This is a genomic window from Pelagibacterium luteolum, assembly GCF_900100665.1.
GTDB classification, from domain to species: domain Bacteria; phylum Pseudomonadota; class Alphaproteobacteria; order Rhizobiales; family Devosiaceae; genus Pelagibacterium; species Pelagibacterium luteolum.
Window position 1 is genome coordinate 1 of record NZ_FNCS01000012.1, and the last position, 23,417, is coordinate 23,417.

Sequence of the window (23,417 nt, forward strand, 5' to 3'; positions counted from 1 at the left end):
TGTCTACTCGCAAGTCCTTCGGCGGAACCCGGGCGAAGACGAGTTTCACCAAGCTGTTCGCGAAGTGCTCGATAGTCTCGGACGGGTTGTTGCCAAACACCCCCACTATGGCAGCGCAGGGTTGATCGAACGGTTGTGTGAGCCCGAACGACAGATCATCTTCCGCGTGTCTTGGACGGACGATCAGGGCTACGTGCAGATCAACCGAGGTTTCCGCGTGCAGTTCAACTCTGCATTGGGACCCTACAAGGGTGGGCTGAGGTTCCATCCAAGCGTCAATCTGGGCATCGTGAAGTTTCTCGGCTTTGAGCAGGTCTTCAAGAATGCCCTGACTGGCATGCCGATTGGCGGCGGCAAAGGTGGGTCTGACTTCGACCCCAAGGGCAAGTCCGACGCAGAAATCATGCGGTTTTGCCAGGCATTCATGACTGAGCTCTCCCGTCATGTCGGAGAATATACCGACGTTCCGGCGGGTGACATCGGTGTAGGGCAGCGGGAAATCGGTTTTATGTTTGGTCAATACAAGCGCATGACCAATCGCTATGAATCAGGTGTTTTGACCGGTAAGGGGCTGAACTGGGGCGGCTCGCGGGTTCGTAAGGAAGCCACCGGTTACGGCGCCGTCTATTTTCTCGCCGAAATGCTGCGCCTGCAAAAGATTGACCTTTCCGGTCTCAAAGCGGTTGTGTCGGGTTCGGGCAATGTGGCTATTTATACCATCGAAAAGCTCATCGAACTGGGAGCCACGGTGGTGGCGTGTTCGGATTCCAGCGGGTACGTCGTCGATGAGAACGGCATCAGCATTGAGCTCTTAAGAGAGATAAAGGAGAGGCGGCGCGGGCGTATACAGCAATACGCCGAGCTCAAAGGCAACGGGGCTCACTACAACGCCTCGGGACCGATATGGGACGTGCCGTGCGATCTCGCCATTCCTGCCGCAACGCAGAATGAGCTGACGGGTAAGGACGCCCGCTCGCTCGTTGAAAACGGTGTTGTCGCCGTTGTCGAAGGTGCCAACATGCCCTGTACGCCCGAGGCGGTGCGTATGTTTGAAGAGGCGGGAATCCTGTTTGGTCCCGGTAAGGCATCCAATGCCGGCGGGGTTGCCACCAGTGCGCTCGAAATGCAGCAAAACGCTTCGCGCGATTCCTGGACGTTCGAACAAACTGAAGAGCGCCTGGCTGAAATCATGAAGGATATCCACGACCACTGCGCTCAAACCGCCGATGAGTATGGTCTGCCAGGCAATTATGTAGCGGGCGCCAATATCGGGGGATTTGTCCGCGTCGCCGATGCCATGTCTGCGCTCGGCATAATTTAAGCGCCAACTGGTGGTGTCCTGGAATGGCGCAGCCTATCATGGCAGTGTCTTATACGGAGGAAATTTAATGAAACTCGAAACTCTTGCGCTTCACCACGGCTATACGCCAGAGCCGACGACCAAAGCGGCGACTGTCCCGATCTATCAGACGACCTCCTATACATTTGACGATACCCAGCATGGGGCCGATCTTTTCGACCTCAAGGTTGAAGGCAATATCTATACGCGCATCATGAACCCCACCTCTGCGGTGCTCGAGCAGCGCATGGCGGCCCTTGAGGGGGGCGTAGGCGCGCTGGCAGTTGCCTCGGGCATGGCAGCGATCACCTATGCCATTCAGACGATCGCCGGGGCGGGCGATAACATCGTGTCGGTGAGCCAGCTTTATGGCGGCACCTACAATCTGTTCATGCACGCCCTGCCGCGCCAGGGCATCGAAGTGCGTATGGCTCCAGGTGATGATCTTGATGCATTCGATGCGTTGATCGATGACAACACCAAGGCGGTCTTTTGCGAATCGATTGGCAACCCCGCTGGCAATGTCGTGGACATCGAAAAGCTCGCCGAGATCGCTCATCGCCACGGCGTGCCACTGATTGTCGACAACACGGTCGCAACGCCGTTCCTCTGCCGTCCGTTCGAATTTGGTGCCGATATCGTCGTCCATTCGCTTACGAAATATATCGGCGGGCATGGCAATGCCATTGGCGGCGTGATCGTGGATTCGGGGAAGTTCGATTGGGCGGCGCACAAGGAGCGCTTCAAAATCCTCAACGAACCTGATCCGTCATACCATGGCGTTGTCTATACTGAGGCGCTTGGTGCAGCTGCCTACATCGGTCGCTGCCGGGTCGCGCCGCTGCGCAACACCGGCGCCGCGCTGTCCCCGCACAATGCATTTCTCATTATGATTGGACTGGAAACATTGGGTCTGCGTATGGAGCGCCACTGCGAAAACGCGCTCCAGCTCGCGCAATATTTGCAGTCCCACCCAAAGGTAAACTGGGTGAACTACGCGGCGCTCGACACCAGTCGATATAAACCCATCTGTGACAAGATCGTTGGCGGCAAGGCGTCGGGGATCGTCAGTTTCGGGGTTGTTGGCGGACGTGAAGCCGGGGGGAAATTCATCGACGCACTCAAAATGATCTACCGGCTTGTCAATATTGGGGATGCCAAATCCCTGGCGTGCCATCCGGCCACAACCACTCATCGCCAACTCGATGCCGATGAACTGAGATTGGCAGGCGTTTCGGAAGACCTTGTGCGCATTTCGGTCGGCATTGAGAATATCGACGACATCATCGCGGACGTCGATCAGGCGCTTGCGGGTCTTTAAATGATTGTGGGGCGCCCTGGCGCCTAATGCCCAGGAATCCATGCTGCACGATTTGTTGACGGAAATTCGCGCCTGCGCACTTTGCGCGAACGAGCTGCCGCTTGGGCCGCGTCCGGTGGTCCAGGCGGATCGCACGGCCAGACTGCTGATCATCGGGCAGGCGCCGGGCCGAAAGGTGCATGAGAGCGGCATCCCCTGGAATGACGCGAGTGGCGATCGCTTGCGTTCATGGCTCGATATCAGTCCCGCGGTGTTTTACGATCCGTCCCGGATCGCCATCGTGCCGATGGGCTTCTGTTATCCCGGCGTGAGCAAAAGCGGCAGTGGTGATGCCCCGCCAATGAAGCGATGTGCCCCGACGTGGCACCACCGTCTTCTTGCCAGCTTGCCTGAAATACGTCTGACACTGCTGGTGGGTAGCCATGCGCAAAGGGGCTATCTGCACGGAGGCAAACGGTCCATGACCGAAACTGTGAAAGCGTTCGACCGGGCAAGCGCCGTTTGGGCGCTCCCGCATCCGAGCTGGCGGGTTGTGGCATGGATGCGCAAAAACCCCTGGTTTGTATCCGATGTGCTGCCAACCCTGCGTAGGGCTGTGGCCAGCACGCTCGACGACTAGGATTTTGTTTGAGGATAAGTGACGCAGTTATCGTCGCCCAAATTGGCGCCCGGCGTCAATTTCGCTTCCGAGATATTGCCCTCGCCCATGATGTGGAGCACCTCGATATCTCGCGCGATGAGGTAGTCAGCAATGATGCGGCGATGGCAGCGCCACCACACAGCTTCCGAGCACATGAGAGCGGGGCGCTGGTGGGATGCGAACGCTATCAGACGGTCAAGATCGGACCGGAACTGCGATGAGAGCGCATAATCGGCGTAGTTGTGAAAACTGCGATTGTTCCAAAGCGCATTGGTGTCGGCAGGCACGTTGTCTTGCTTGTTGCGCCGGCCGCCGAGATCGGGCCAATGGCTGTAGTCGATCTGGTGTAGGGAAAGAGCGTCCGGCAGCGTGTCGATATTAAACTGGGGATTGGTTCGGGACCGAGGAAACGTGCGAACGTCCACGGTGGCATCAACCCTTGCGGCACCGAGCATGGCGATGAATGTCTCAAGACTGTGGTTGGAGTGGCCGACAGTGAAGATAGTGGGACGCGATTTGCTCATGCCATTGTGAGCGCATCTTCCTTGTGCGCAGCCACGTGATCGGTCCGGTCGCTGTCGATCTCATATTGAGGCTCGTCCGGTGAGGCACGCCGCGTGTGGCCCTTATAAGTGAAATCCTTCACATGAACCTTTGTGATGGTGCCACTGACCCATCCCGCTTCCGAATTCCATTTCACATGATCGCCAACTTTGAATTTGCTCATGGCTACCTCCGTGTCGAACGAACTTTTGAGCGTGCGAGCTGTTCCAAGAATCAGCGCGACAAAGGCGCAATTTTTCAAGTTATGGGAAGAGTTTAGGTTTCCCTGCGTTGTGGAGGGGGGTGCCGAGCGGTAGGTTCGGCCCAGATTCGTCAGGACCCTATTTACCAGTGTTATTCTCCCTTGTTGCAGCACTCCGCCCGCGCCTTGTGCGGGTCAGCCTTGTTGAAGCCTCACGCGCCACTTTGGGTGCGCTCGTTGGGATTTTGCTTGCGGGGCTGATTACACGCGCGGCCATGGGCGAAGGAAGTGTTGCGCCCATGCTGATCGCACCCATGGGCGCCTCGGCGGTGCTCTTGTTCGCCGCACCGTCCAGTCCCCTGGCTCAGCCCTGGTCGATATTGGCAGGAAACTGTATTGCCGCAGCAATCGGTGTGACCATTGCTGGACTTGTCGGCGATCCAATTCTTGCCGCGGCGTTGGCGCTGAGCCTTGCAATTGGTGCGATGCTGGCCACCCAGAGCCTCCATCCTCCGAGTGGGGCCGTGGCCCTGACCGCCGTCCTGGGTGGTCCGGCAGTACTCGAGCTCGGTTACGGCTTCGTGTTTTGGCCAGTCGCGGTGAACTCCCTGCTGCTGGTGGTTGCGGCCATGGTATTTAACCGGCTGACCGGGCGGGCATATCCGACTGTGCCTGTCAAAGCTGCTGACGACAGCGTGCGAACCGGTTTGCTCGATGTCCAGCCGACCGATGTGGAGGCCGTGCTCAGGCAATATGATGAGATAGTAAATGTCACCCCCGAGGTCCTCGAACATCTTCTCGAGCAAGCACAGATCCGCGCCTTTCAGCGCAGCGCGGGACAACTCGCATGCGCTTCGATTATGTCGCCGGTCGCCGCGACGGTTTTGCCGACAACGCCGGTGCGGACGATATGGGCCTTGATGCAGCGGGCCGAACTGCGGGCGTTACCGGTTGTGGATAGGCACGGCGGCCTCGTCGGCATCATTTCCAGAACCGACTTTTTTGTCGCCCATTTGGTCGATCAACGCGGGAAGGTCAAAAAATGGCAGATTGGATTTCCGAGATTGCGTGCTCACGATCTCATGAGCCGCAACGTGCAGTCCGCATTGCCCGAGACGCTGGTGTCAAAGCTGGTTTCGCCAATGGTGGATCAGGGTCTGCACCAAATTCCGATCGTAGATGCCAGCAACCGCGTGGTGGGGATGGTTTCGCAAGCTGACCTATTGTCTGGTCTGTTCAGGTCTGGTTTCGAACGAGTGGCGGAGTTCCCGAAGCAGCCACAATCAATAGGCGACGTCAGCTTGTCGTCGGCCCCGGCCTGAAAAGTCGGCCTTTTCCCACTGACTCCATATTCGTTCGCTGTGAAAATGGGTTACGGTCGATAGAGTGCCGCAGGTGGAGACCTACGTTTCCCAATGCATTCTGCAGCGTTGGCAAGGCGATGTTCGCGATGGGATCGTCAAGTACCGGCGACCTCTCCCGATTGGTAGCGACGGGTCGTCAGACCGAGCCAAGCACCGACTGAGCGGGACCTCTTGAAGTTGCCGGGATCCTCAATGGCGGTTGCGAACGAGGTCGCGGTGATCCACACCGACGCCAGGGATCGACATCAGTATCTGCCACGCTTGGCTTTGGCGCGCACTAGCGACAAGCTGCGGCCGATTTCGGTGGCACGTATGCTCATGCTGCGCCGGGGTTCCAGCATCGGCAGCACGATGGCAACAAGTCCTTCCTAGTCGACAAGCGGCTGCGGACATTTTCCTCGAACGTGCTTCCCTTTCCTGCGGCGACGATCAACCCGAATGTCTTCATGATGCCGCGAATCTGGTTCGAGAGCTGGGTGATCCTGACAAGCGTGTTGCGTGCCGCAACGAGTGTGCGGGTTTGCATCCTGTCAAACCCTTTCACCCGCACCTCGCGGAAGAAGCCGACCTCTGCAAGATGCGCGAAGCCATCGGCATCGTTCGCATCAGTCTTGTTGGCGGCCATGTCGAGCGCTTCCTTGGCGTGGCGGGCATCAATACAGATGGCCGGTACGCCCCAGCTGCATAACGCGTGATAAAACCACACCGCCAAGGGCCCGGTCTCAAACACCACACGTTTTTGCGGCAGGTGGCCGCTTGCGGCTAAGTTCGGCAATAATCCTTGGATCGGAGGCGCACCGCCGCGCCAGACGCGCTTGCCTTCTCGGCGGTTCGACACCGCTGTCTCTTTCATGGATACGTCAAGACCGATATCATCTGCCATGGCTGTTCTCCATTCGATGCTTGGGCCCGGCGACCAGTCGTGAACCCGTATCTCATCCTATCGCGGGACAGCCGCCATCCAAAAAGTGAATGGTAGTCAGAGAGACTCGCTCCCGCGATTACGCCATGTGGACTGCGGCCAGGCGGCTATGGTCGTCACCAAACAGGAAGCGGACATTTCAAGCATGGAAACGTCGTCGGTACTCTGACGGCGAAAGGCCTACGATTTTCAGGAACATTTTTCGGAAGGCGCTGGGATCCGTGTAGCCGACTCTCCAAACGATCTGGTCCACTGCTTCCGTGCCGAACTGCAGCATCTCACGTGCCTTATTCATTCGGAAACGCTGAACATACTCAGTCACCGTCATGCCAGTAGCCTTCCGGAAGCGGCGCAGAAACGTTCGTTCCTCCAGCCCGGACTTGCGCGCCAGGTCGGCTAGAACGATGTCGCCCGAGAACGACGCATGGAGCCAGTGTTGCACACCTAGCACCGCCGCGTCCCCGTGATTAAGACTTGGTACGAAAGTGCAGTAGTATCGCTGTTCTCGCCCTGGGGGATCAATCAGCATCGTGCCCGCTGTCTCCAACATGGCGGAGGGCCCGAGATAACGATCGACCAGGCTCAATCCCAGATCCGTCCAGGCCATCATGCCGCCTGCGGTAATAATGTCGCCCTCATCGATGATCAGCCGATCTACGTCGAGATTTACGTCCGGGAATCGCGTGCGGAACTCATCTGCTGCGCCCCAGTGGGTGGTGGCTGATCGCCCGGCCACCAAGCCAGTCTCACCCAGGATGAAGGCTCCAACACAAACCGAAGCCAAAGTCGTGCCCGCAGTATGCAGATCACGCAACCCTGGAGCGAACTCTTGGGCTATCGCGGCAGTGACGGGTCCCAATTTGCCCGAGGGAATGATCATCGCGCTTGGGGCGCGGCTCTCTTTGATCGGAACAAGATGATTGTTTTCGGCCCGCCATCTCGTCACCTTTAGGTGTGGTCGATCAGGGTGATTAGCGATCTCGAAGAGGTCCGTCAGGCCGAAGAGGGCGGCCTCCTGAGCGCCGGGATATTCCAGTAGGCCGATATCGATGGTTCGAGGCATGTGTCGTTTTCAACCCGCATTTTGTCGGTGCCGCCAATGGCACGTCCACTATTCGCCGTCCATAAGATGATTATCGAAAGGATAAAACCATGAGCAAGCAAGCTGTTGTCGTTGTCGATTTCCAGAACGACTATCTCACCTCCGGATCATGGCCGCTTGTCGGTATTGATGCCGCCGTCCACAAAGCCGCCAAGGTGATCGAAGATGCTCGGTCCAAAGGGATCCGCGTCATCCATGTCCGGCATGAGAACCCCGCCGGTGCACCGTTCTTCATCGCGGGATCGCAGGGCGCCGAAATCATCCCGGCTGTGGCACCCAAGGATGACGAACAGGTGGTGGTTAAAAACTTCCCGAACGCATTCCGTGACACCGACCTCAAGACCCAGCTGGAAGCTGACGGCGTCAAGGATATCGTTATCATCGGCGCAATGAGCCACATGTGCATTGACGCTACTGCACGTGCGGCTTCTGACCATGGCTACAATGTTATCGTCGTCGAAGATGCTGCCGCAACCCGCGACGCCGAGTTTAATGGCATGACCGTTCCAGCATATCATGTGCACGCCGCGTTCATGTCTGCTTTGGACTTCGCCTATGGCAAAATCGTCAAAGCTGACGAATACCTGAAGTAGGTGTATCGGCCCCGTGCGGCTTGTGCGCGGGGCCTAATATCCACCAATGCGGAACCCAGGGTTCCCCATGCCTTCAAGGGCGAGGACAATCTGCATCTTGGGTGTAGACTGAGGGTGTCTGTTTCGGGAAGCGCAGGCGTGCCGTTGAACGACAGAAGTTGCGTCGGATGCCGAACGTCTGCTTTCCTCAATTCCTCGCCAAAACCGGTCAGTCCGGATACGGCCCCAAGACTGCCAAAGCTTGGTGGACTGGTATTCCTATGGGCACACCCGTGGTCTCATTAGACAGGGCCCTTACAGGTGCGCGAAATAGAAATACTAGGAGCGGCGCGGCTGATGTTTCTGTATCACTCAGTTCTACGTCCGCGTTCAGAAGACACGATCACATTGGGTTTCATCTCCGCCATCTTTTCAATCTCCGCCTGAATTTTGATTTTCATTTTCTGACGGCAGTCCCAAGCGCTAAACATTGTGCAGTGCCATGGGACAGCAAGGTCGTTTGCCCAACCTCCTGGCGTTATTTCAAGACCAGTCAGTCGCAGGTGACGCGTTGTTCCAATGGGTACAAACACGCGGAAGGGCAAATGGTGGTTGAGCATGTTGGGAGAAGGGTTCCGCGGCGGTTCCCAATCTGGTCTGGTTGTGACCGGTCCTGTCCATTCGAAATGAAGACGCGCGCCTCCATATTCGGAGGTCGGTTCGCTATAAGTGGATCTATCATTGGCGATGAGACCGTAAAGACCAGCGTCGCTTCTCTGAGGCTGCGCGGGTCGGTAAACTTTAGATCTCAAGATTTTGAGCGCCGAGGACACGCTCGTAATGTGGGCAAATTCAATCATGGTGGCTTCCTTTCAGTTCTGCTGCGGAGGAGGGGGTGTCTGACGCTTTCGCAAGCGCGTGAGGACTTCGGCTTCAGCCTTCGCTTCGGCGAGCTCGCGTTCGAGGCGCCGGGCGATCGGTATGAACGCCGACGCGTTTTGGCCGGCACGCTCAACAACCAAGGCGAGGCGACCGAGATAGAGTTCACAAAGCTCGCTGGTTCGCGGAATGGAGCGGTGATCACTCTTCGCGTGGGGCGGCCCACCGTGGTCAGAGGCCATGACCAACCTCCCGCCCTTCGAAAAGCCGGTGTTCGCGGCCGCGATCAGGGTTGATTGCTAGGGCCGCTTCAATGGTCGTCTGCTTCAGGTGAGACGCTGCCAATCTTCTGGCGAGATAGGCGTCGCGCTGTTTGGAGCCTATTGGGTCGGTTGGATTTTGCGTATCGCTCTCGCAAATCGATTGATCAAGCGCCTGCCTGTCGGTGATCAGGATGGTGGCGCCGCGTGATCGACTGATCGCCACGTAAGCGTGATGACGATCAAATTCCGGCGTCAGCAGCACGGCCGCCTTGTCAACGGTCAGGCCCTGCGCACCGTAAACGGTTGTCGCATAGCCCCAAGCCAGTCGCGCACGACCTTTTTCGTCTGCAATATCTCGAGTGTCGAAGGCAATCTGCTCACACCCGACCTGCGCGGTTATCCTTGCGTGGTATTCCGCCTCACAGCGAGCCGCCTCTACGGCCAATACGACCCCGACCGACCCGTTGATGACCCCAAGTTCATCGTTACGGACAAGGAACCGGATACGGTCGCCGACGGCCAAGGCCAACTTTGTGGTGCGCCCACTTGGTGTTGTCGCTGTTACACCAATGTCCTCAATTGCGAGAAGCCCGGCTTTCCGTAACCGTGAGCGCGCTTCAATGCAGAGCGCTTCGGCTTCGGAATTGGTCCGGGCGATCATCAGAATGCTGTCGGCACGCTCCGAAAGAAGTTCTGGCTCGAGCTGATCTATAACCTTGCTGATGGCGTCGGAAAATCCCTCGCCCTCAACCAGCCGACCATGATCTCGGAAGGCCTGTAATGCTGGTTGTGGGTCACCGAAGCCGACGGCGACTACGGCGTTGCGCATCCAGGCTTCACTCTGGCGGACAATATTTCTGATGTAGCTGGAGCCAGCAGTCTGGGCGACAAGCGACAGGCCCGATCCGGCGCCGATCGGCTGGAGTTGCTGGCGATCACCGACAAGAATGAGGCGTGCGTTGGCCCGTTCGACAGCCATCAGCATCGCATGCATTTCGCGCGATGAGAGCAGACCGGCCTCGTCAACGATCAGTACCGATCGGGAATCGAGCACGGGCCTGCCGCGTTCGAAAGACTTTAGCAATGAAGCGTTGGCGCGTGCTTCGATGCCCAGATCATCTCGCAAGGCATTGGCAATTTTCCATGCGCTAGCAGCTCCGATGGCCTGATAACCAGCGCTTTGCAGGGCGGCGACGACAGGGCGCAGTATCGTAGTTTTTCCCACGCCCGGAGCGCCCTCGACTATCACCAACCGTCGGGATCCCGTCGCGGCATGCACCGCATCTATCTGTTCCTGGCTGAGCGTTGTCTCGGCAAGCGCGGCATCAATTGACCGCTTGTCAGGAACAAAAACTGGACGCGAGAGCAGTCGAGTTGCAATCGCCACCACGTCCTGCTCGAGGGCGATCATTTCGGGGGTGGTGTATCGTGGCGTTCCGAGAACATCTCTGCCCAATTGAACTATGCCCCCGGCTCGTAAGAGCTCCGAAAGGGCAGGGGCGATCTGCTCTGATCCCAAGCCTGTTCCGACAAGGCTTTCGGCAATGGCACGCATCAACTCGCGTCGCTCAAATAAGCTTTGAGATTGGGTGAGAGCGTGCGGAATGTCTTTCAATCGCGAAGCAAACAGCTTTTCGGCTCGGGCCTTCAAAGCCGTCATGGGAGTGCGTTGGCGGGAAATCGCTCGGGCGATATCGAAGTTGTTCCGACGCGCAGCCTCTTGCCAAATTGTGCGGACGTCGTCTTGCGGGGGTGACTTGGCCCTGCGCGATGAGCGGGCAACTTGAGCTGCATGCGCTACGGACTGGGCACTGGTCGTTCCGGCTTTATGCAATTCTGCAGTGATTGTATCCCGTCGCGCTGAAAAGTAGCGGGTGGCTTCGTCGCTTACATCGGCGATTTCGAACATGCCGTTCTTGCCGATACGGTCGATCGCAAACCCGGCCTGCATGAGACCCTCGGCAAGGGCGGCATGGTATGTGGCGCCTGCAGCCATTTTCCAATCGCGCAGAATAGTCGAATGCAGCGCGCCGGTTGTGCCGTCGGCGCGCTGGGCGAGATTGAACACGACGCAATGGGTATGAATATTGGGGTCTTCAAAGACGGCTCCATCGGAATGCTCAGCGGCGCGGCTGCTATGGTGGCGGAAACAAGCGGCAGTCAGTTCAACACGTTCGATCCTGTTTCCGCCGCGTCCTCGCCTTGCCCATGCGGCCTCTTCATTGAGCAAATTGAGAGCAGCACGCACCGCCTTGTCGTGAGCCTCGCCGATAGCTCTTTGGATGAGCACATCCGCCAGAGTACCGGCCAGTGACACCGATTTGGGAGCCGAAAACGTGATGTCGAAGGCGCCGGTTCGGTCAAGCCGGCTCGCCCCTTTCGCAAGCAGCGTCCTGCCGTTTTCATCGTGGGCGCGAAACAATCGCTCAAAGAGCGCGGCGACTACGTGAGCCCTGTCCACAAGCCCGAAGCGACCGGTCGGCGCATACCAAACTCCGGCCGGCTCGCCGGTCTCTAGATAGTATTGAGCATGAATGTAGTATCCAGCATCCGCGGCAGGGTTCCAGGTTGCGACCATGTCGTGCTCCTTTGCGGGAGCAGGATCGGCCATTGGATTAACTGCGGTGGGGTAGCCAAATCATTTCTGAGAAAAAATTTGATCAGACGAAATTGCGCCACAAGATCAAACCTCACGAGCCACAAATCCCGGCCGGATTGGCTGAGTTGTTCCAACCGGCCACTCAAGCAAGGCAACATCCTCACCTTGTCCGACGAGAAGCGCTCGCACGACCGCCCGACCCGAAGCACCAGTGTTTTTCAGACCCAGTTCGGTGCCGACAAACCCAGGTTCCACAACGGGAATGGTGGTCGTTAACCTCTCGGTCTGACCCGTGCCGCCGCTTTTCGGTTCCCAGTAAGCCACCTTACGTTCGCCAGCGAGTTGTACCACCCGATTTTGACCCTCGCCCGGTGGCATTCGGCCCAGGATCTTGGTGGTGAGATTGTCCAGAAGGTGTGCGCATCCATCGACCCCGAAGGCGGCGCGCAACTGGGCAAGTGACTGGACCAGAATGACCAGCCGGATTTGGCCCTCACGGCCAATGGCGGCAAGTCGGGGTACCGCCGTGGCGTTTCCAATCTGCGCTACCTCATCAAGAAAGAACCAGATCGGGGTCTTTTGGCGTGATCTCGCCATACGGTCAGCAGCAGCATCGGCTGAGATTTTCAGGGCCACGCGCACCATGGCGGCGGATAATTCGGGCAATCGCTGCGACTGACGAAGAATAAGAGCCTGTCGAGGATCCAGGCCCAAAATCCAGTTTCGGATCGAGAAGGGCTTCCCGCCGCGTCCCATGCCGGCAAGTGTTTGCAGGGGTTGACGAAGATGAGAGAGCAGAACCGTGTAGAACGAGTGGGCCGTACGCTGCGTCGCTTCGCGCTCCATAGCCGAACTGATCTTCCACTGACGGCGCGACGGAGCGCAGTTCTTCAGGGTGGACCGAACCGCGCAATACGGGCGAGAGCTCGATGTGAATTCGGTCGCCTTGAAAGTCCACAAATAGCCGCAGGGCATCTTGGGCATGCTCATAGGAGCGGATGACGGTCGATCTTGGGACGGTGGCCAGTATGATATCGGCAATACGACCGAGCGCCTGGCGGATATTGGCTAGCGCGGTTTGCCGATCATCCATGGGCAGGTAGACCAGATCGATATCAACCGAGAGGCGTGGCAGGTCCCTGACAAAGAGGTTGATTGCCGTACCGCCTTTGAGCGCGAAGCATTTCTCTTCAGCGATCAGGGGCAGAATGCGCGTTAAGAGCCTTACGCGCCGGTAGTACGGGTTGGTGGGGTCCACATGTCCTCCGGGACGGTTATCAGATATTTTGCATCGAGCTTGCCACCTTTGGCCAGCTCTCTCTTGCCGCTGCCCAGTCCCAATTCGTCGAGATTGTCGGGGGGTGGCAGCTTTTTGGCCCATGCATGGGTATGGCGTTCAGTGAGCCAGTAGAACAGGCGTCTCACTTTTACGCTCTGGCATTTTTCCAGAAGCGCCGTCAGGCGTCGCGGGGAGAGGCTGGTCATGCCTTGCAGCAATTCGTCTGCATGCGCAAAGGATATGCCGCCCGGTATGTCGGCCAGCAATTCAAGGAAAGCGCGTTCGGGCGATGACATGGTGAAGGGCCATCGGCCCTCATACGGCCCCGGGTCCTCGAAAGCGTGAAAACTCCCGCCGGCAGTGTCGTATTCCTGATTGATCAGTCCCGTTGAACCGAGGCCCGGCAGCGGCAGATGGCGCACAAACTGCGTATCCCGGACGACGGTGTTGAGCCATTTGGGCAGGTTGTCCTTGCCATAGAGATGGATCGTGCGGCGCGACGACAACGGTAGGTAGTGGGCGAAGCCATGGAGTTCCAATGCGCTCAAGCCGCCAACCGTGAGATCCGAGCGCAAGACGTTCTGCAACGCGGATACGAGACCTTGCCAGGTCAGCCGGGTCGCCGGCCTTGTGTAAACACCAGGTGCGACGGATACGAGAAGACCGCTCTTTACAAGGTTGTCCACGCCGTGCCGGTCAAATCCGGAATCCTGTCCGGCCAGCCAAGCGCGCGTGACCGGCATACCTTCCGGCACCAGTTCAAAAAGCGTCTTTCTGCGGTCTGCGTTTGTAGGCATCGTTTAAAGAATTTCGGTTCCGCGGCGATCATCGCCGCATTTCCTTCCTTATATAAACTAGCACAACGAAGCCAAGTTTGCAATTTGTGCGATATGCGGCGATGAATGCCGCAATTGTCCTATTTCATAAACTGATGCGATGCGGCCCATTGGCTATCAGACGCCGCGCCGCCTCAGAATGATAATGTATCTTACGGATACTGCTGTGTCTGGACCGGCGCGATGAATGGCGGATGAGCCCGCAAGACCGCGCGAACAAATGTCAGAAGAAAATACGGAAATCTTGACGATGTCAGAAAATATGATATGTTTTCTGCCATAGGAGATATGCCATGACCGATGGCCCATTCAGAAATTCACGGCTGAGCACGCGCTGGCAGAAGTTCGGCGAGCAGCTCGTGAGCGACGCCGCTAGCCCCGCAGAGCGAGTCAAACAGGCATGTCACAGCATGATGACTGACGCGGGCGTGAGGGAGTTCAGCTCCATGGTGCGGGACTTGTCGTCCTGCCTGGCTCGATCGCAACTAACGCTCGATCCAGTTGCGGATGTCGAAGCCGTCATTGAGAGACACCTCATGTCGTCGCTCTCAGACATTTTGCGACGCACGCTCATAGCCAATCTCCACGATGGCGTTTCTCCTGCGGAAGCGCTGCAGCCCGCAATGGAGGCCACCACCCAAGAGTGGATAGGTATCGTGAAGAACCGCCTGGAAGAACACTGTATTCAGGCAAGAGACATGGGCGATATGAGCCGCGCCGACTATCAAAAGGGTCTTGAGCGCAACGCCGAAGCTTTCTCCAGCATAGATGTGCCGAATCTCTGCCAGGCCATGAAGGTTGGTGACAGAAGGGCTTTCAGTTCCCCACGGCTCATGACTGTGGATGAGGGGCCCGAGTGATGAACGTCCACAATCACTCCTCCCCAACTACCAAAACTCTTGTCGTACTTGAAAGCGGCGAGAGGCCACCCGCGCGACTCCATGGGCGCGAAGAATTGGCAGAAATAGGTCAGCAAATCCGGTTTGATGCCGGAATCTTGGACTCTTTCGATGTTGCGGGGTGCCTGTCCCGGCATTTCGATCTGCTCGTTGTATGTGCGGCTATCGAACTGGCGGACAGACGTTGGGGAAGGCCCCGCGCCTGGTCACGCAATTTCAACCTGCGTATCCCAGTCATCGATCTGGAAAGGTGGCAAAAACCGGCCGTGGCACACGGTCTGCGTCGTGCTCTGGGTTTTCTAACCGGAGATAATTGGCAGTTTACCTTTGTTCGAGCGAAGAACGGTTCACCAATCGGCATGCGTCAGATTCCTCTGGGCTTCGACAAAACCAAGAAGTTCGCTATTGCCTACAGTGATGGCTTGGATTCGCGAGCTGTCACGAGCCTAAGCGGTGGCGAGGACGAGGCGCTCTGCATCCGTGTGGCTGGCACCCACCAGCGGCGGCAAAAAGGAGATAGTCCGTTTGAACGCATTCCATTCGATACCCGCGACTATCGGCAGAACGAAAGCAGCTTTCGAAGCCGCAGCTTTAAGTTTGCTGCCATTACGGCAATGGCAGCGCAATTATATCAGGTGTCGCGGATCGTCGTTCCGGAAAGCGGCCAGGGGGCGTTGGGGCCCGCTATCCTGCCCTTGCACAATATCTATGCTGACTACAGGAACCATCCGGCTTTCTTTCGTCGGATGGAGCAATTCCTGCACGCCCTTCTCGACTGGAGTGTCAAGTTCGAGCAGCCGAGGCTCTGGTACACCAAGGGTCAGACGCTGCGGGACTTCCGACTCTTGCCCGGCAAGACCAACCTGGATTTGACCCAGACCCATTCCTGCTGGCAAACCCGCCGCATTGTTAACGACGGTTACCGAAGGCAATGCGGGCTATGTGCCGCTTGTCTGCTCAGGCGGCAGAGCCTACACGCGGCGGGGATCAAGGAGGACTCCGGGACGTATGTCGTCAGGGACCTGAATGAGGCCTCCATCGCGGCCGCGCTCACCACGGCCGTTGCTGACAAAGCCGATCGGGACATCATGATCGCATATGGCAGCGCAGGTGCGAGACATCTACAGCACCTCGCCGATTTGGCTGACCAGCCGGACAAGACCCTTCACACGCATGCCTCGCAGATAGCGATTGCCACGGGTGAGACGTGTGACGAAACCACTAGAAGATTGAGTGTTATGTTGAGTGTGCATGCTGAAGAATGGAGAGCGTTTCGGTCAGACCTGGGAGGCAACAGCTTCCTGAATAGCTGGATGGATGGGGGGCGCAATGGTTGATCTTAACGAGTTGAGTTCCCAGGAGATCGGTCGACGCCTGCGGATAGCTCGCGAGAATGCCGGCGTGCGACAGGAAGAGGCAGCCCGGATCGTCGGCGTATCACGACCCACCCTTGTATCCATTGAGCAGGGCGTGCGCCGCGTACGAATTCAGGAGATCCAGGCACTCGCCCGCCACTATGGCCTCTCTGTCAACGCGCTGCTTCGCCGGGAGGCGGTGCATACCGATCTGGTGCCAAGGTTCCGCAGGTTACGGGAGGCAGAGGACGCGGAAACTACTGAAGCGGTTCAGTTGCTCAATGACCTGATCAAGGCCGAAGTTGAGCTGGAAAACCTACTTGGAATCCAGAAAGGCCGAAACTATCCGCCCGAGCGCGGGATCAACAGTGGTGACGTGGTTATGCTCGCAGAGCAGCATGCGGCGGAGCTGCGCGAGTGGCTTGGCATCGGACTGGGGCCGATTGCCGACGTCTTCTCACTGATTGACAGGCAGCTTGGCGTCAGACTTTACCAGCGGCGTCTATCCTCCACTTCAAAAGTGGCAGGGCTGTTCAGCTTCGATGAGGGAATTGGTGCGAGCATTCTTCTCAATGCCAATCATCCCCTTCCCCGGCGCATTCAGTCGGCAGCGCATGAGCTTGGGCATTTCTTTGGCACGCGGCAGAGCCCAGAAGTATTGGAAACGGACGAAAGGTTCCTCTCGAGGGACGAGCGCTATGCCAACGCGTTCGGCAGGTCCTTCATGGCGCCGGCTGAGAGTTTTTCCGAGAGTTTCCGACGGATCATGGAGATCACCGGAAAAATTACGGCCAGGTTGATTATTCTCCTCGCTGACGAATACCATATCTCACGACAGGCCTGCTGCCTGCGTCTAGAAGAACTGGGTCTTGCAAAGAAAGGAACCTGGGGCTGGTTTGAGAATAGAGGCGGCATTACTGATGAACATGCGCGTGAAGTGCTTGGAGAGTCCGCGATTGTGCGCGATCCGGCAAAGACCGATGCTGACCGACCGCTCTCGCATCGAATGAGCCTCATGGCTCATGCCGCTTGGAAGCGCGACCTGATGTCAGAAGGCCAGTTGGCCGAATTGCTAAAGATTAGCCGTCTCGAACTTCGCGGCATCATCGATCAGATTGAGCTTGAGGAAAGAGAGACTGATGACTTGGTCGAGCTCCCTGATTAGCATAGAGGTACCATTGGTTCTCGACACGAGTGTGCTGATCAATCTTCATGCTTGCGGGAGCGGTGCACTTATTCTCAGCGCTATACCGAACCGGATTTTGGTGCCGCAGGAAGTGGCCGCCGAACTGGAACATGAAACGAGTCGGGAGAACGGCGAGCATGGGTTTCTCAGATACATTGTCGACAGCGAGATTGCCCTCATCGAGGCAATGACGGATGAGGAATATGAACTTTTTCTGCATTTAGTTACTTCTTCGCCCAGCCTCGATGATGGCGAGGCTGCAACGATCGCCATCGCATCGAAGCGCGAGCTTCGGCCAGTGCTGGACGAAAGAAGGGGCCGAAGCCGGGCAGGCGAGTATTGCGGCGACGGACACCCTGCAGGGTGGTCCTTGGATTTGCTGATGCATCCCCTCGCTTCAAAGGCTCTGGGGCAAGCCCTGGCTGTGAACGCTGTTTTCCGGGCGTTGCGAGACGGACGTATGCGGATACCGCCGGAAAGCGCCGAATCCGTAATTTCGGCTATCGGTGAAGACCGGGCTCGCGAGTGCACCTGCCTACCCAAATACAAAAGCCGGTTCCCAACCTGAACCAGTAGACAATCGCTATGGCACAATGCTGTGGCTTCGGATGATTTCATCTGATTGCCCGCGCAGTCGGACCCAAGTGGCGGGGCGTGTCTGCACCAAACTGGCCTCGATAGAAGCTTCTAGAGCATTTCGTTGATCTAACTATTTGTTTGTGGAGCTTCCGGATCGAATATGTGGTTCTGCTTTATTCGGTAAGATTTCTAGAGATTTGCCGACTCAAACGCGGAGAGAGACAGCACCTCCCGGTTTGTTGAGGCACCTTAGGTAAAACGTGCTACAGAAGTGCGACTTTATGTGGTACATTGGAAGATCAAGAGCGAGAACTTCGCCTTATTCCCAAGCTTACGACGAGGGTTCGATTCCCTTCACCCGCTCCATTGCCTATTCGCTGTACTGTTCGATCGTGCCGTCGTCGAAGACGAGGGCCGACACGCAGACGATGCCCATCACGTCGTCGACATGAATGGATTGAAGGCGTTCGAGAGCGCTGCCGGTGATGACTTGCTCATGGTTGAACGTGCCCTCGGGTGGAATGGCGGTATCGCGATCGAGCGCAAATTCGCCGATCCGGTCTCCAAGGACGTCTTCGAGGCGAACCATCGCATCGATGAGACGAATGCCACGCTCAGCCTGCGGCTCGAGGGTGATGGTGATCACGTCCTGATCATCGGCATCTTGGCTGAGCGCCCAGTCGCCGAAGGATAGCACCTCGCTCGAATTGCCGTTGGTGCATTCGATCGCCAATGCAGCGGGCGACGCGAGGAGCAAAAACGGCAGCAGGGACAAAGTCTTGTGCATTGGCGGTCTCCAAAGATTGGGGAGGAAATGCGGCAAGACCCGTTTTGTTTCATGGCCCAGAGCCTGCTGACGCTATTGTGTCGAAGGCCGCGATACGGCTAGCGCTGGGATTCAAGCCAGGTTCGGAACTGTTGCAGAGGACGATAAGTGCTTCGCGCTTTGGGCCAAGCCAGCCAATAGGAGCCGGTGCCGGCAACGGCAGGTTCCAGAACCGGGATCAGCCGGCCAGCCGCGATCTCGTTCTCCGCGAGGTAGTGCGGGAGCAATGCGATGCCGAGACCGGCGATGGCCGCTTCGATCATCGGGGCGAACTGGTCAAACATCATTCCGGAAATGGGCGGTGCGATCTCCCCTTGGCCCTCGAACCATGCAGCCCAAGCGTTTGGACGGGTTTCGAGCTGGAAGAGTTGAAACCGCGACATGTCTGCCACGGTCAGGATCGGCCTTCCGGTGACGCTGGTCGGCGCGACGCAGGCGGTGATGCGTTCATCGAAAAGCTTGAGATGATCGGCATCGGCGAGGTCGCCGCGCCCGAAATAGATGGCCGCGTCAAACCGCTCGGCGGAAAAATCGACCGGCCTGAGGCGGGTCGAGAGGTTGATGGTGACGCCGGGATTGTCGCCGAGAAACCCGCCAAGTCGCGGGGCCAGCCAACGCGTCCCGAAGGCAGGGAGGATGGCGAGCGAGAGGGCGCCTCCACCAAGATTGGCGGCCGCCTTCATGCTGGCACGCTGCACGAGATCAAGCGCCGCGGATATGTCACGCGCGTAGTCCGCCGCGATGTCCGTGGGGATCAGGCGCTTTTTGTGCCGTATGAACAGCGCGCGACCGATCTGGGCCTCAAGCGTGGCCACTAGTCGGCTGACCGTGCCTTGCGAGAGCTGAAGTTCCTTGGCCGCCGCCGTGGTCGAGCCCGTGCGATTGACGGCTTCGAATGCGGCCAGCAAGCTCATCGATGGAAGATAACGACGCTGGCGGCTCATAACTTGATGCGCTTTATGCATGAACTTGCTTCAAAATAGGATTTTGGTGCCGCCTTCGCAATCGCTATGATAGAGAAAACCAATCAATGGAGGAGGCTGCCATGGCCGGACAGGACGGTATGCGCCCATTTTCATGGGACGACCCTTTTCTCTTGGAAGACCAGTTGTCGTCCGAAGAGCGCATGATCCGCGATGCCGCCGCAGCCTTTGCTGCCGACAAGCTCGCGACCCGCGTTCAGGAGGATTATCTCTCAGAGCCCGTCGATCGTTCCATTTTCGCTGATTTCGGCGTGGCGGGCCTGCTGGGCGCAACGCTGCCCGAACAGTATGGCGGGATCGACGCGTCCTATGTTGCCTATGGTTTGATCGCGCGCGAGATCGAGCGCGTCGACTCCGGCTATCGTTCGATGATGAGCGTGCAATCATCTCTCGTCATGTATCCTATCCATGCCTATGGCTCGGATGCGCAGCGCGAGAAATATCTGCCGAAACTGGCGAGCGGCGAGTGGGTCGGGTGCTTCGGCCTGACCGAACCCGACGCCGGGTCGGACCCCGGGGGCATGACGTCGCGCGCCGAAAAGATCGACGGCGGTTATCGCCTGTTCGGGGCCAAGACATGGATTTCGAACTCGCCCTTTGCCGATGTGTTCGTCGTTTGGGTCAAGTCCGCAGCCCATGGCGGCAAGGTACGGGGCTTCATATTGGAAAAGGGTATGAAGGGGCTTTCTGCGCCAAAGATCGGCGGCAAGCTGTCATTGCGCACGTCGGCGACCGGTGAGATCGTCATGGAGGGCGTCGAGGTGGGCGAGGACGCGTTGCTCCCCAACGCAGAGGGGATGAGCGGCCCGTTCGGCTGCCTCAACCGCGCGCGCTATGGCATTTCCTGGGGCGTCATGGGGGCAGCGGAAGATTGCTGGCACCGGGCGCGCCAGTACGGGCTCGATCGCAAGCAGTTCGATAGGCCGCTTGCGGCCACGCAATTGTTTCAGAAAAAACTCGCCGACATGCAGACCGAAATCGCGCTTGGCTTGCAGGCTTCGCTGCGGGTGGGGCGATTGATGGACGAGGGCAAGTTCACGCCGGAAATGATCTCGATCGTCAAGCGCAACAATTGCGGCAAGGCGCTCGATATTGCCCGCATGGCGCGGGACATGCATGGCGGCAACGGCATTCAGATCGAATATCACGTCATGCGCCATTCCCAGAATCTGGAGACGGTCAATACCTATGAAGGCACGCACGATGTGCATGCGCTGATCCTTGGGCGTGCCCAGACGGGCCTTCAGGCGTTCTTCTAGCACCATGGCTCCCAATACGCCCCTGTCCGGTCTGAGGGTTGTCGAGCTGGCGCGCATATTGGCCGGGCCCTGGCTGGGCCAGACGCTGGCCGACCTTGGAGCAGATGTCATCAAGGTGGAAAGCCCCGAAGGTGACGATACGAGACGGTGGGGCCCACCGTTCATCGAACGCGACGCGCAGGATGGACAGCGCGAGACCGTCGCGGCCTATTTCCACGCCGCCAATCGCTCCAAGCGCTCCGTCGTCTGTGATTTCCGTACGGATGAGGACCTTGCGCGGGTGCGATCGCTGATCGCAGGTGCCGATGTCGTCATCGAAAACTTCAAGGTCGGCGGCCTGGCGCGCTATGGCCTCGACTACCAAACCCTTTCGGCGATCAACCCTCGACTGGTCTATGTCTCGATCACTGGGTTTGGTCAGGACGGCCCGAGGGCAAGCCAGCCTGGATACGACTTTCTCATTCAGGGGATGAGTGGGGTCATGGATTTAACTGGCACGCCCGATGGCGAGCCGCAAAAGGTCGGTGTGGCCTGGATCGATATCTTCACGGGCCTATACGGGGTGATCGGTGTTCAGGCCGCGCTGGCCGAACGCGAGAAGTCGGGCAGGGGGCAGCGGGTGGATCTGGCGCTGTTCGATGTCGGTGTGGCGGTTCTGGCCAATCAGGCGATGAACTATCTTGTTACCGGAACCTCGCCGCACCGCCTGGGCAATGCTCATCCCAATATCGTGCCCTATCAGGTTTTTGCGGTCGCCGATGGACACGTGATCATTGCCTGCGGCAATGATAGGCAATTTTTGTCCCTGTGTCAGGCTTTGGCACTCGACCACTTGGCGTCGGACCCGCTCTACGCGACAAATCCCCAACGCGTCGCCAATCGCGAGACGCTTGTTGTTGATATGGAGCATGCGCTTGGGCAATGGGCCAAGCGTGATGTCATAGCGGCACTCGAAGGGGTTGGGGTGCCGTGCGGTCCGATCAATACGGTGGCCGAGGCACTGGCCGATCCACAGATCGCGGCGCGAGGAATGCGGATCGCGCCCGAAGGCGTGCCCGGTGTGCGAACGCCGCTCACCTTTTCGCGCAGTCGTCTTTCGATAGATGACGCCGCACCAAGGCTCGGTCACGGCGATTGGAGCTGGCGTGACTAGCCCTTCTTGCGACCACTGAGGGCCGTTTTGAACGACTGCAGGGCGCGGGCGGCCCGCCAGAGTTGCGGTGTCTGCTTGATCGTGCGTTTGAGGCTGCGTGCGTTTCTCAACAGCGGAGTTGCAGCGCGACCGAGTGCAGAATTGGCGATGACGATGTCATGGACAACGGTCTTGCGCGTCCAGTCGAGCTTGTAGTCGAAATCGCCCAATCCCATGTCGAGCCCGGTCACACCGGTCTCGCGCAATTCGTCGACAAGCAGCGATAGCGTGACGCCCATCAGTGAGTATCGCGACGCTTCACCGGAGTCGGTCGAGTTGATGTACTGCGAATAATGGTTGGCGCCATATGTACCAAGGCTCGTGGCCACGACCGTATCGCCGGCATAAAGCGCATGGACGCGCATGGCGGGTCGATCCTGACCCAACCCTTCAACACAAAGCCTGCGGAAAAATGTTCGGAAGTGAGGGCGGGCGAAGACGTTCTCTATGCCCATCGTCTTGAAACGTGCGCTGCGTTGCTCAAGAAAGATTTCTAACATCGCGTCAATGTCATCGGCCGACTGGGCGTGCTCGAGGCGCACTTCGCCGAGCGCCTCCGCGAGGCGTCGCCGGGAGCGCTTGATATTGGTCCGGCGCTTGTGCGGCAGGGATTGCTCGATATAGGGCGTGTCACCCGGTACCAGCTCATTGGCATAGAAATGATCTGGTGAGGGCGTATGCGGAAACGCGAGCAGGGGGTTGGCCGTGGGGCCCGCATGCGGCGCGACGCAGTGGAAGTTGACGAGATCCGCCGGCAGGGTTTTGAACGCGGAGCGCAGCGCATCCCGCGTCAGCAAGTGAATGAAATCCGGGTCGAAGATGACCGCATCGCCATTGGAAATCGGCATGCCGATGATCTGGGCAATGCGCAGGCCGAAACGGCGCTGGATGAGAAACGGAACGAGCGCGATCGGACGGGAAGCTGCCGAGAGGGTGAGTATGGCGATATCGCCCTTAGCCCCAAACCCGGATTCCATATAGGCCCTGATCCAGTCGAAACGCTGATAAGGGGTGAGACGTCCGCGCGTTTCAAGCTCGCGCCACACCGGCTCGGCGGCTGCGAGACTATCGAATGTCTGCGCGCTCAGGGAGGATGGGGCTTCGCTCGACTCTGCGGGGAGACGACCGAGTGTGGTGACATTTGGCGTCGACATGGGCGCTGCTGGCTTTATCCGAAAGGGAAATTTCAGCAGCCAATTTATCCGCCAAGCCCTAGCAAAGCCTGAAACGGATCGTGCCTCGTGACGGCAATTGGGACAATGGTAATCGTAAGGTTA

Annotated in this window: 24 protein-coding genes and 1 pseudogene; 11 read left to right on the forward strand and 14 right to left on the reverse strand. The window is 58.1% G+C overall.

The window, feature by feature from the left end; all coding sequences use genetic code 11:
• The 3 genes from gdhA to BLR31_RS15490 form a co-directional block, all read left to right on the forward strand.
• A partial coding sequence (gdhA, locus tag BLR31_RS15480; protein WP_090597614.1) for an NADP-specific glutamate dehydrogenase occupies positions 1 to 1,321 on the forward strand: 1,321 nt, incomplete at its 5' end.
• Positions 1,322 to 1,388: 67 nt separating this feature from the next.
• A complete protein-coding gene (locus BLR31_RS15485) occupies positions 1,389 to 2,660 on the forward strand; it encodes an O-acetylhomoserine aminocarboxypropyltransferase/cysteine synthase family protein (protein ID WP_090597615.1) in 1,272 nt (423 codons plus the stop codon).
• A gap of 40 nt (positions 2,661 to 2,700) precedes the next feature.
• On the forward strand, positions 2,701 to 3,279 hold the full coding sequence (locus BLR31_RS15490) for a uracil-DNA glycosylase family protein (protein WP_090597616.1): 579 nt from the start codon (positions 2,701 to 2,703) through the stop codon (positions 3,277 to 3,279).
• On the opposite strand, the gene BLR31_RS15495 is transcribed toward BLR31_RS15490, so the two are convergent.
• Together BLR31_RS15495 and BLR31_RS15500 are read right to left on the reverse strand one after the other, a co-directional pair.
• On the reverse strand, positions 3,276 to 3,824 hold the full coding sequence (locus BLR31_RS15495; RefSeq protein WP_090597617.1) for a DUF488 domain-containing protein: 549 nt from the start codon (positions 3,822 to 3,824) through the stop codon (positions 3,276 to 3,278). The genes BLR31_RS15490 and BLR31_RS15495 overlap by 4 nt on opposite strands.
• Positions 3,821 to 4,027 carry a hypervirulence associated TUDOR domain-containing protein gene (locus tag BLR31_RS15500; protein WP_090597693.1) on the reverse strand — a complete coding sequence of 69 codons (207 nt, stop codon included), beginning with the start codon at positions 4,025 to 4,027 and terminating at the stop codon, positions 3,821 to 3,823. The genes BLR31_RS15495 and BLR31_RS15500 overlap by 4 nt, the downstream gene beginning before the upstream one ends.
• A 206-nt stretch (positions 4,028 to 4,233) precedes the next feature.
• Here BLR31_RS15500 and BLR31_RS15505 point away from each other — a divergent pair, with 206 nt between their 5' ends.
• Entirely contained in the window at positions 4,234 to 5,367 is a 1,134-nt protein-coding gene (locus tag BLR31_RS15505) for an HPP family protein (RefSeq protein WP_425287259.1), read from the forward strand.
• 137 nt (positions 5,368 to 5,504) lie between these two features.
• Here BLR31_RS15505 and BLR31_RS22325 read toward each other — a convergent pair whose 3' ends face one another.
• The 3 genes from BLR31_RS22325 to BLR31_RS15515 form a co-directional block, all read right to left on the reverse strand.
• Positions 5,505 to 5,636 carry a transposase gene (locus tag BLR31_RS22325; RefSeq protein WP_425287254.1) on the reverse strand — a complete coding sequence of 44 codons (132 nt, stop codon included), beginning with the start codon at positions 5,634 to 5,636 and terminating at the stop codon, positions 5,505 to 5,507.
• 89 nt (positions 5,637 to 5,725) lie between these two features.
• The gene (locus BLR31_RS15510; protein ID WP_425287255.1) at positions 5,726 to 6,292 is read right to left on the reverse strand and encodes an IS110 family transposase; all 567 of its coding nucleotides are present in this window, start codon (positions 6,290 to 6,292) and stop codon (positions 5,726 to 5,728) included.
• Between the two features lie 178 nt (positions 6,293 to 6,470).
• Positions 6,471 to 7,394, reverse strand: coding sequence for a GlxA family transcriptional regulator (locus BLR31_RS15515; RefSeq protein WP_090597619.1), 924 nt, complete (start codon positions 7,392 to 7,394; stop codon positions 6,471 to 6,473).
• 89 nt (positions 7,395 to 7,483) lie between these two features.
• Between BLR31_RS15515 and BLR31_RS15520 the strand changes: the two genes are divergently transcribed.
• Entirely contained in the window at positions 7,484 to 8,026 is a 543-nt protein-coding gene (locus tag BLR31_RS15520; protein ID WP_090597620.1) for a cysteine hydrolase family protein, read from the forward strand.
• 347 nt (positions 8,027 to 8,373) lie between these two features.
• On the opposite strand, the gene BLR31_RS21400 is transcribed toward BLR31_RS15520, so the two are convergent.
• The 6 genes and pseudogenes from BLR31_RS21400 to BLR31_RS15545 form a co-directional block, all read right to left on the reverse strand.
• A complete protein-coding gene (locus BLR31_RS21400; protein ID WP_143009409.1) occupies positions 8,374 to 8,865 on the reverse strand; it encodes a hypothetical protein in 492 nt (163 codons plus the stop codon).
• A 12-nt stretch (positions 8,866 to 8,877) separates the two neighbouring features.
• Positions 8,878 to 9,126, reverse strand: a complete 249-nt coding sequence (locus BLR31_RS15525; protein WP_090597621.1) for a hypothetical protein — start codon at positions 9,124 to 9,126, stop codon at positions 8,878 to 8,880.
• On the reverse strand, positions 9,116 to 11,725 hold the full coding sequence (mobF, locus tag BLR31_RS15530; protein ID WP_176762703.1) for a MobF family relaxase: 2,610 nt from the start codon (positions 11,723 to 11,725) through the stop codon (positions 9,116 to 9,118). Before mobF ends, BLR31_RS15525 begins: the two co-directional genes overlap by 11 nt.
• A 105-nt stretch (positions 11,726 to 11,830) precedes the next feature.
• Positions 11,831 to 12,736: a type IV secretion system DNA-binding domain-containing protein gene (locus BLR31_RS15535; RefSeq protein WP_090597623.1), complete on the reverse strand. Its 906-nt coding sequence runs from the start codon at positions 12,734 to 12,736 to the stop codon at positions 11,831 to 11,833.
• Positions 12,660 to 13,004 (reverse strand): annotated as a pseudogene (locus tag BLR31_RS22065) (nucleotidyl transferase AbiEii/AbiGii toxin family protein); the annotation flags it as partial. The gene BLR31_RS15535 and the pseudogene BLR31_RS22065, both read right to left, overlap by 77 nt.
• Positions 12,971 to 13,822 (reverse strand): type IV toxin-antitoxin system AbiEi family antitoxin domain-containing protein, encoded by an 852-nt coding sequence (locus tag BLR31_RS15545; protein WP_090597624.1) that lies wholly within the window; start codon positions 13,820 to 13,822, stop codon positions 12,971 to 12,973. The gene BLR31_RS15545 and the pseudogene BLR31_RS22065, both read right to left, overlap by 34 nt.
• 332 nt (positions 13,823 to 14,154) lie before the next feature.
• Here BLR31_RS15545 and BLR31_RS15550 point away from each other — a divergent pair, with 332 nt between their 5' ends.
• From BLR31_RS15550 to BLR31_RS15565, 4 genes are read left to right on the forward strand one after another with little or no spacing between them, the layout of a single operon-like run.
• Complete coding sequence (locus BLR31_RS15550) at positions 14,155 to 14,721, forward strand: hypothetical protein (protein WP_090597625.1); 567 nt, start codon at positions 14,155 to 14,157, stop codon at positions 14,719 to 14,721.
• Positions 14,721 to 16,097: a 7-cyano-7-deazaguanine synthase gene (locus BLR31_RS15555; RefSeq protein ID WP_090597626.1), complete on the forward strand. Its 1,377-nt coding sequence runs from the start codon at positions 14,721 to 14,723 to the stop codon at positions 16,095 to 16,097. Before BLR31_RS15550 ends, BLR31_RS15555 begins: the two co-directional genes overlap by 1 nt.
• Positions 16,090 to 17,280: a helix-turn-helix domain-containing protein gene (locus tag BLR31_RS15560; protein WP_090597694.1), complete on the forward strand. Its 1,191-nt coding sequence runs from the start codon at positions 16,090 to 16,092 to the stop codon at positions 17,278 to 17,280. The genes BLR31_RS15555 and BLR31_RS15560 overlap by 8 nt, the downstream gene beginning before the upstream one ends.
• 13 nt (positions 17,281 to 17,293) lie before the next feature.
• The gene (locus BLR31_RS15565) at positions 17,294 to 17,869 is read left to right on the forward strand and encodes a PIN domain-containing protein (RefSeq protein WP_244505096.1); all 576 of its coding nucleotides are present in this window, start codon (positions 17,294 to 17,296) and stop codon (positions 17,867 to 17,869) included.
• Positions 17,870 to 18,250: 381 nt separating this feature from the next.
• Here the strand turns inward: BLR31_RS15565 and BLR31_RS15570 are convergent, their stop codons facing one another.
• The gene (locus BLR31_RS15570; protein ID WP_090597628.1) at positions 18,251 to 18,667 is read right to left on the reverse strand and encodes a hypothetical protein; all 417 of its coding nucleotides are present in this window, start codon (positions 18,665 to 18,667) and stop codon (positions 18,251 to 18,253) included.
• A gap of 98 nt (positions 18,668 to 18,765) precedes the next feature.
• On the reverse strand, positions 18,766 to 19,671 hold the full coding sequence (locus BLR31_RS15575) for a LysR family transcriptional regulator (RefSeq protein ID WP_244505097.1): 906 nt from the start codon (positions 19,669 to 19,671) through the stop codon (positions 18,766 to 18,768).
• A gap of 80 nt (positions 19,672 to 19,751) precedes the next feature.
• Here BLR31_RS15575 and BLR31_RS15580 point away from each other — a divergent pair, with 80 nt between their 5' ends.
• Positions 19,752 to 20,948, forward strand: a complete 1,197-nt coding sequence (locus BLR31_RS15580; protein ID WP_090597695.1) for an acyl-CoA dehydrogenase — start codon at positions 19,752 to 19,754, stop codon at positions 20,946 to 20,948.
• Positions 20,949 to 20,952: 4 nt separating this feature from the next.
• A complete protein-coding gene (locus tag BLR31_RS15585) occupies positions 20,953 to 22,101 on the forward strand; it encodes a CaiB/BaiF CoA transferase family protein (RefSeq protein ID WP_090597630.1) in 1,149 nt (382 codons plus the stop codon).
• Here the strand turns inward: BLR31_RS15585 and BLR31_RS15590 are convergent.
• Positions 22,098 to 23,294 carry a GNAT family N-acetyltransferase gene (locus BLR31_RS15590; RefSeq protein WP_090597631.1) on the reverse strand — a complete coding sequence of 399 codons (1,197 nt, stop codon included), beginning with the start codon at positions 23,292 to 23,294 and terminating at the stop codon, positions 22,098 to 22,100. The genes BLR31_RS15585 and BLR31_RS15590 overlap by 4 nt on opposite strands.
• Between the last annotated feature and the right edge of the window lie 123 nt (positions 23,295 to 23,417).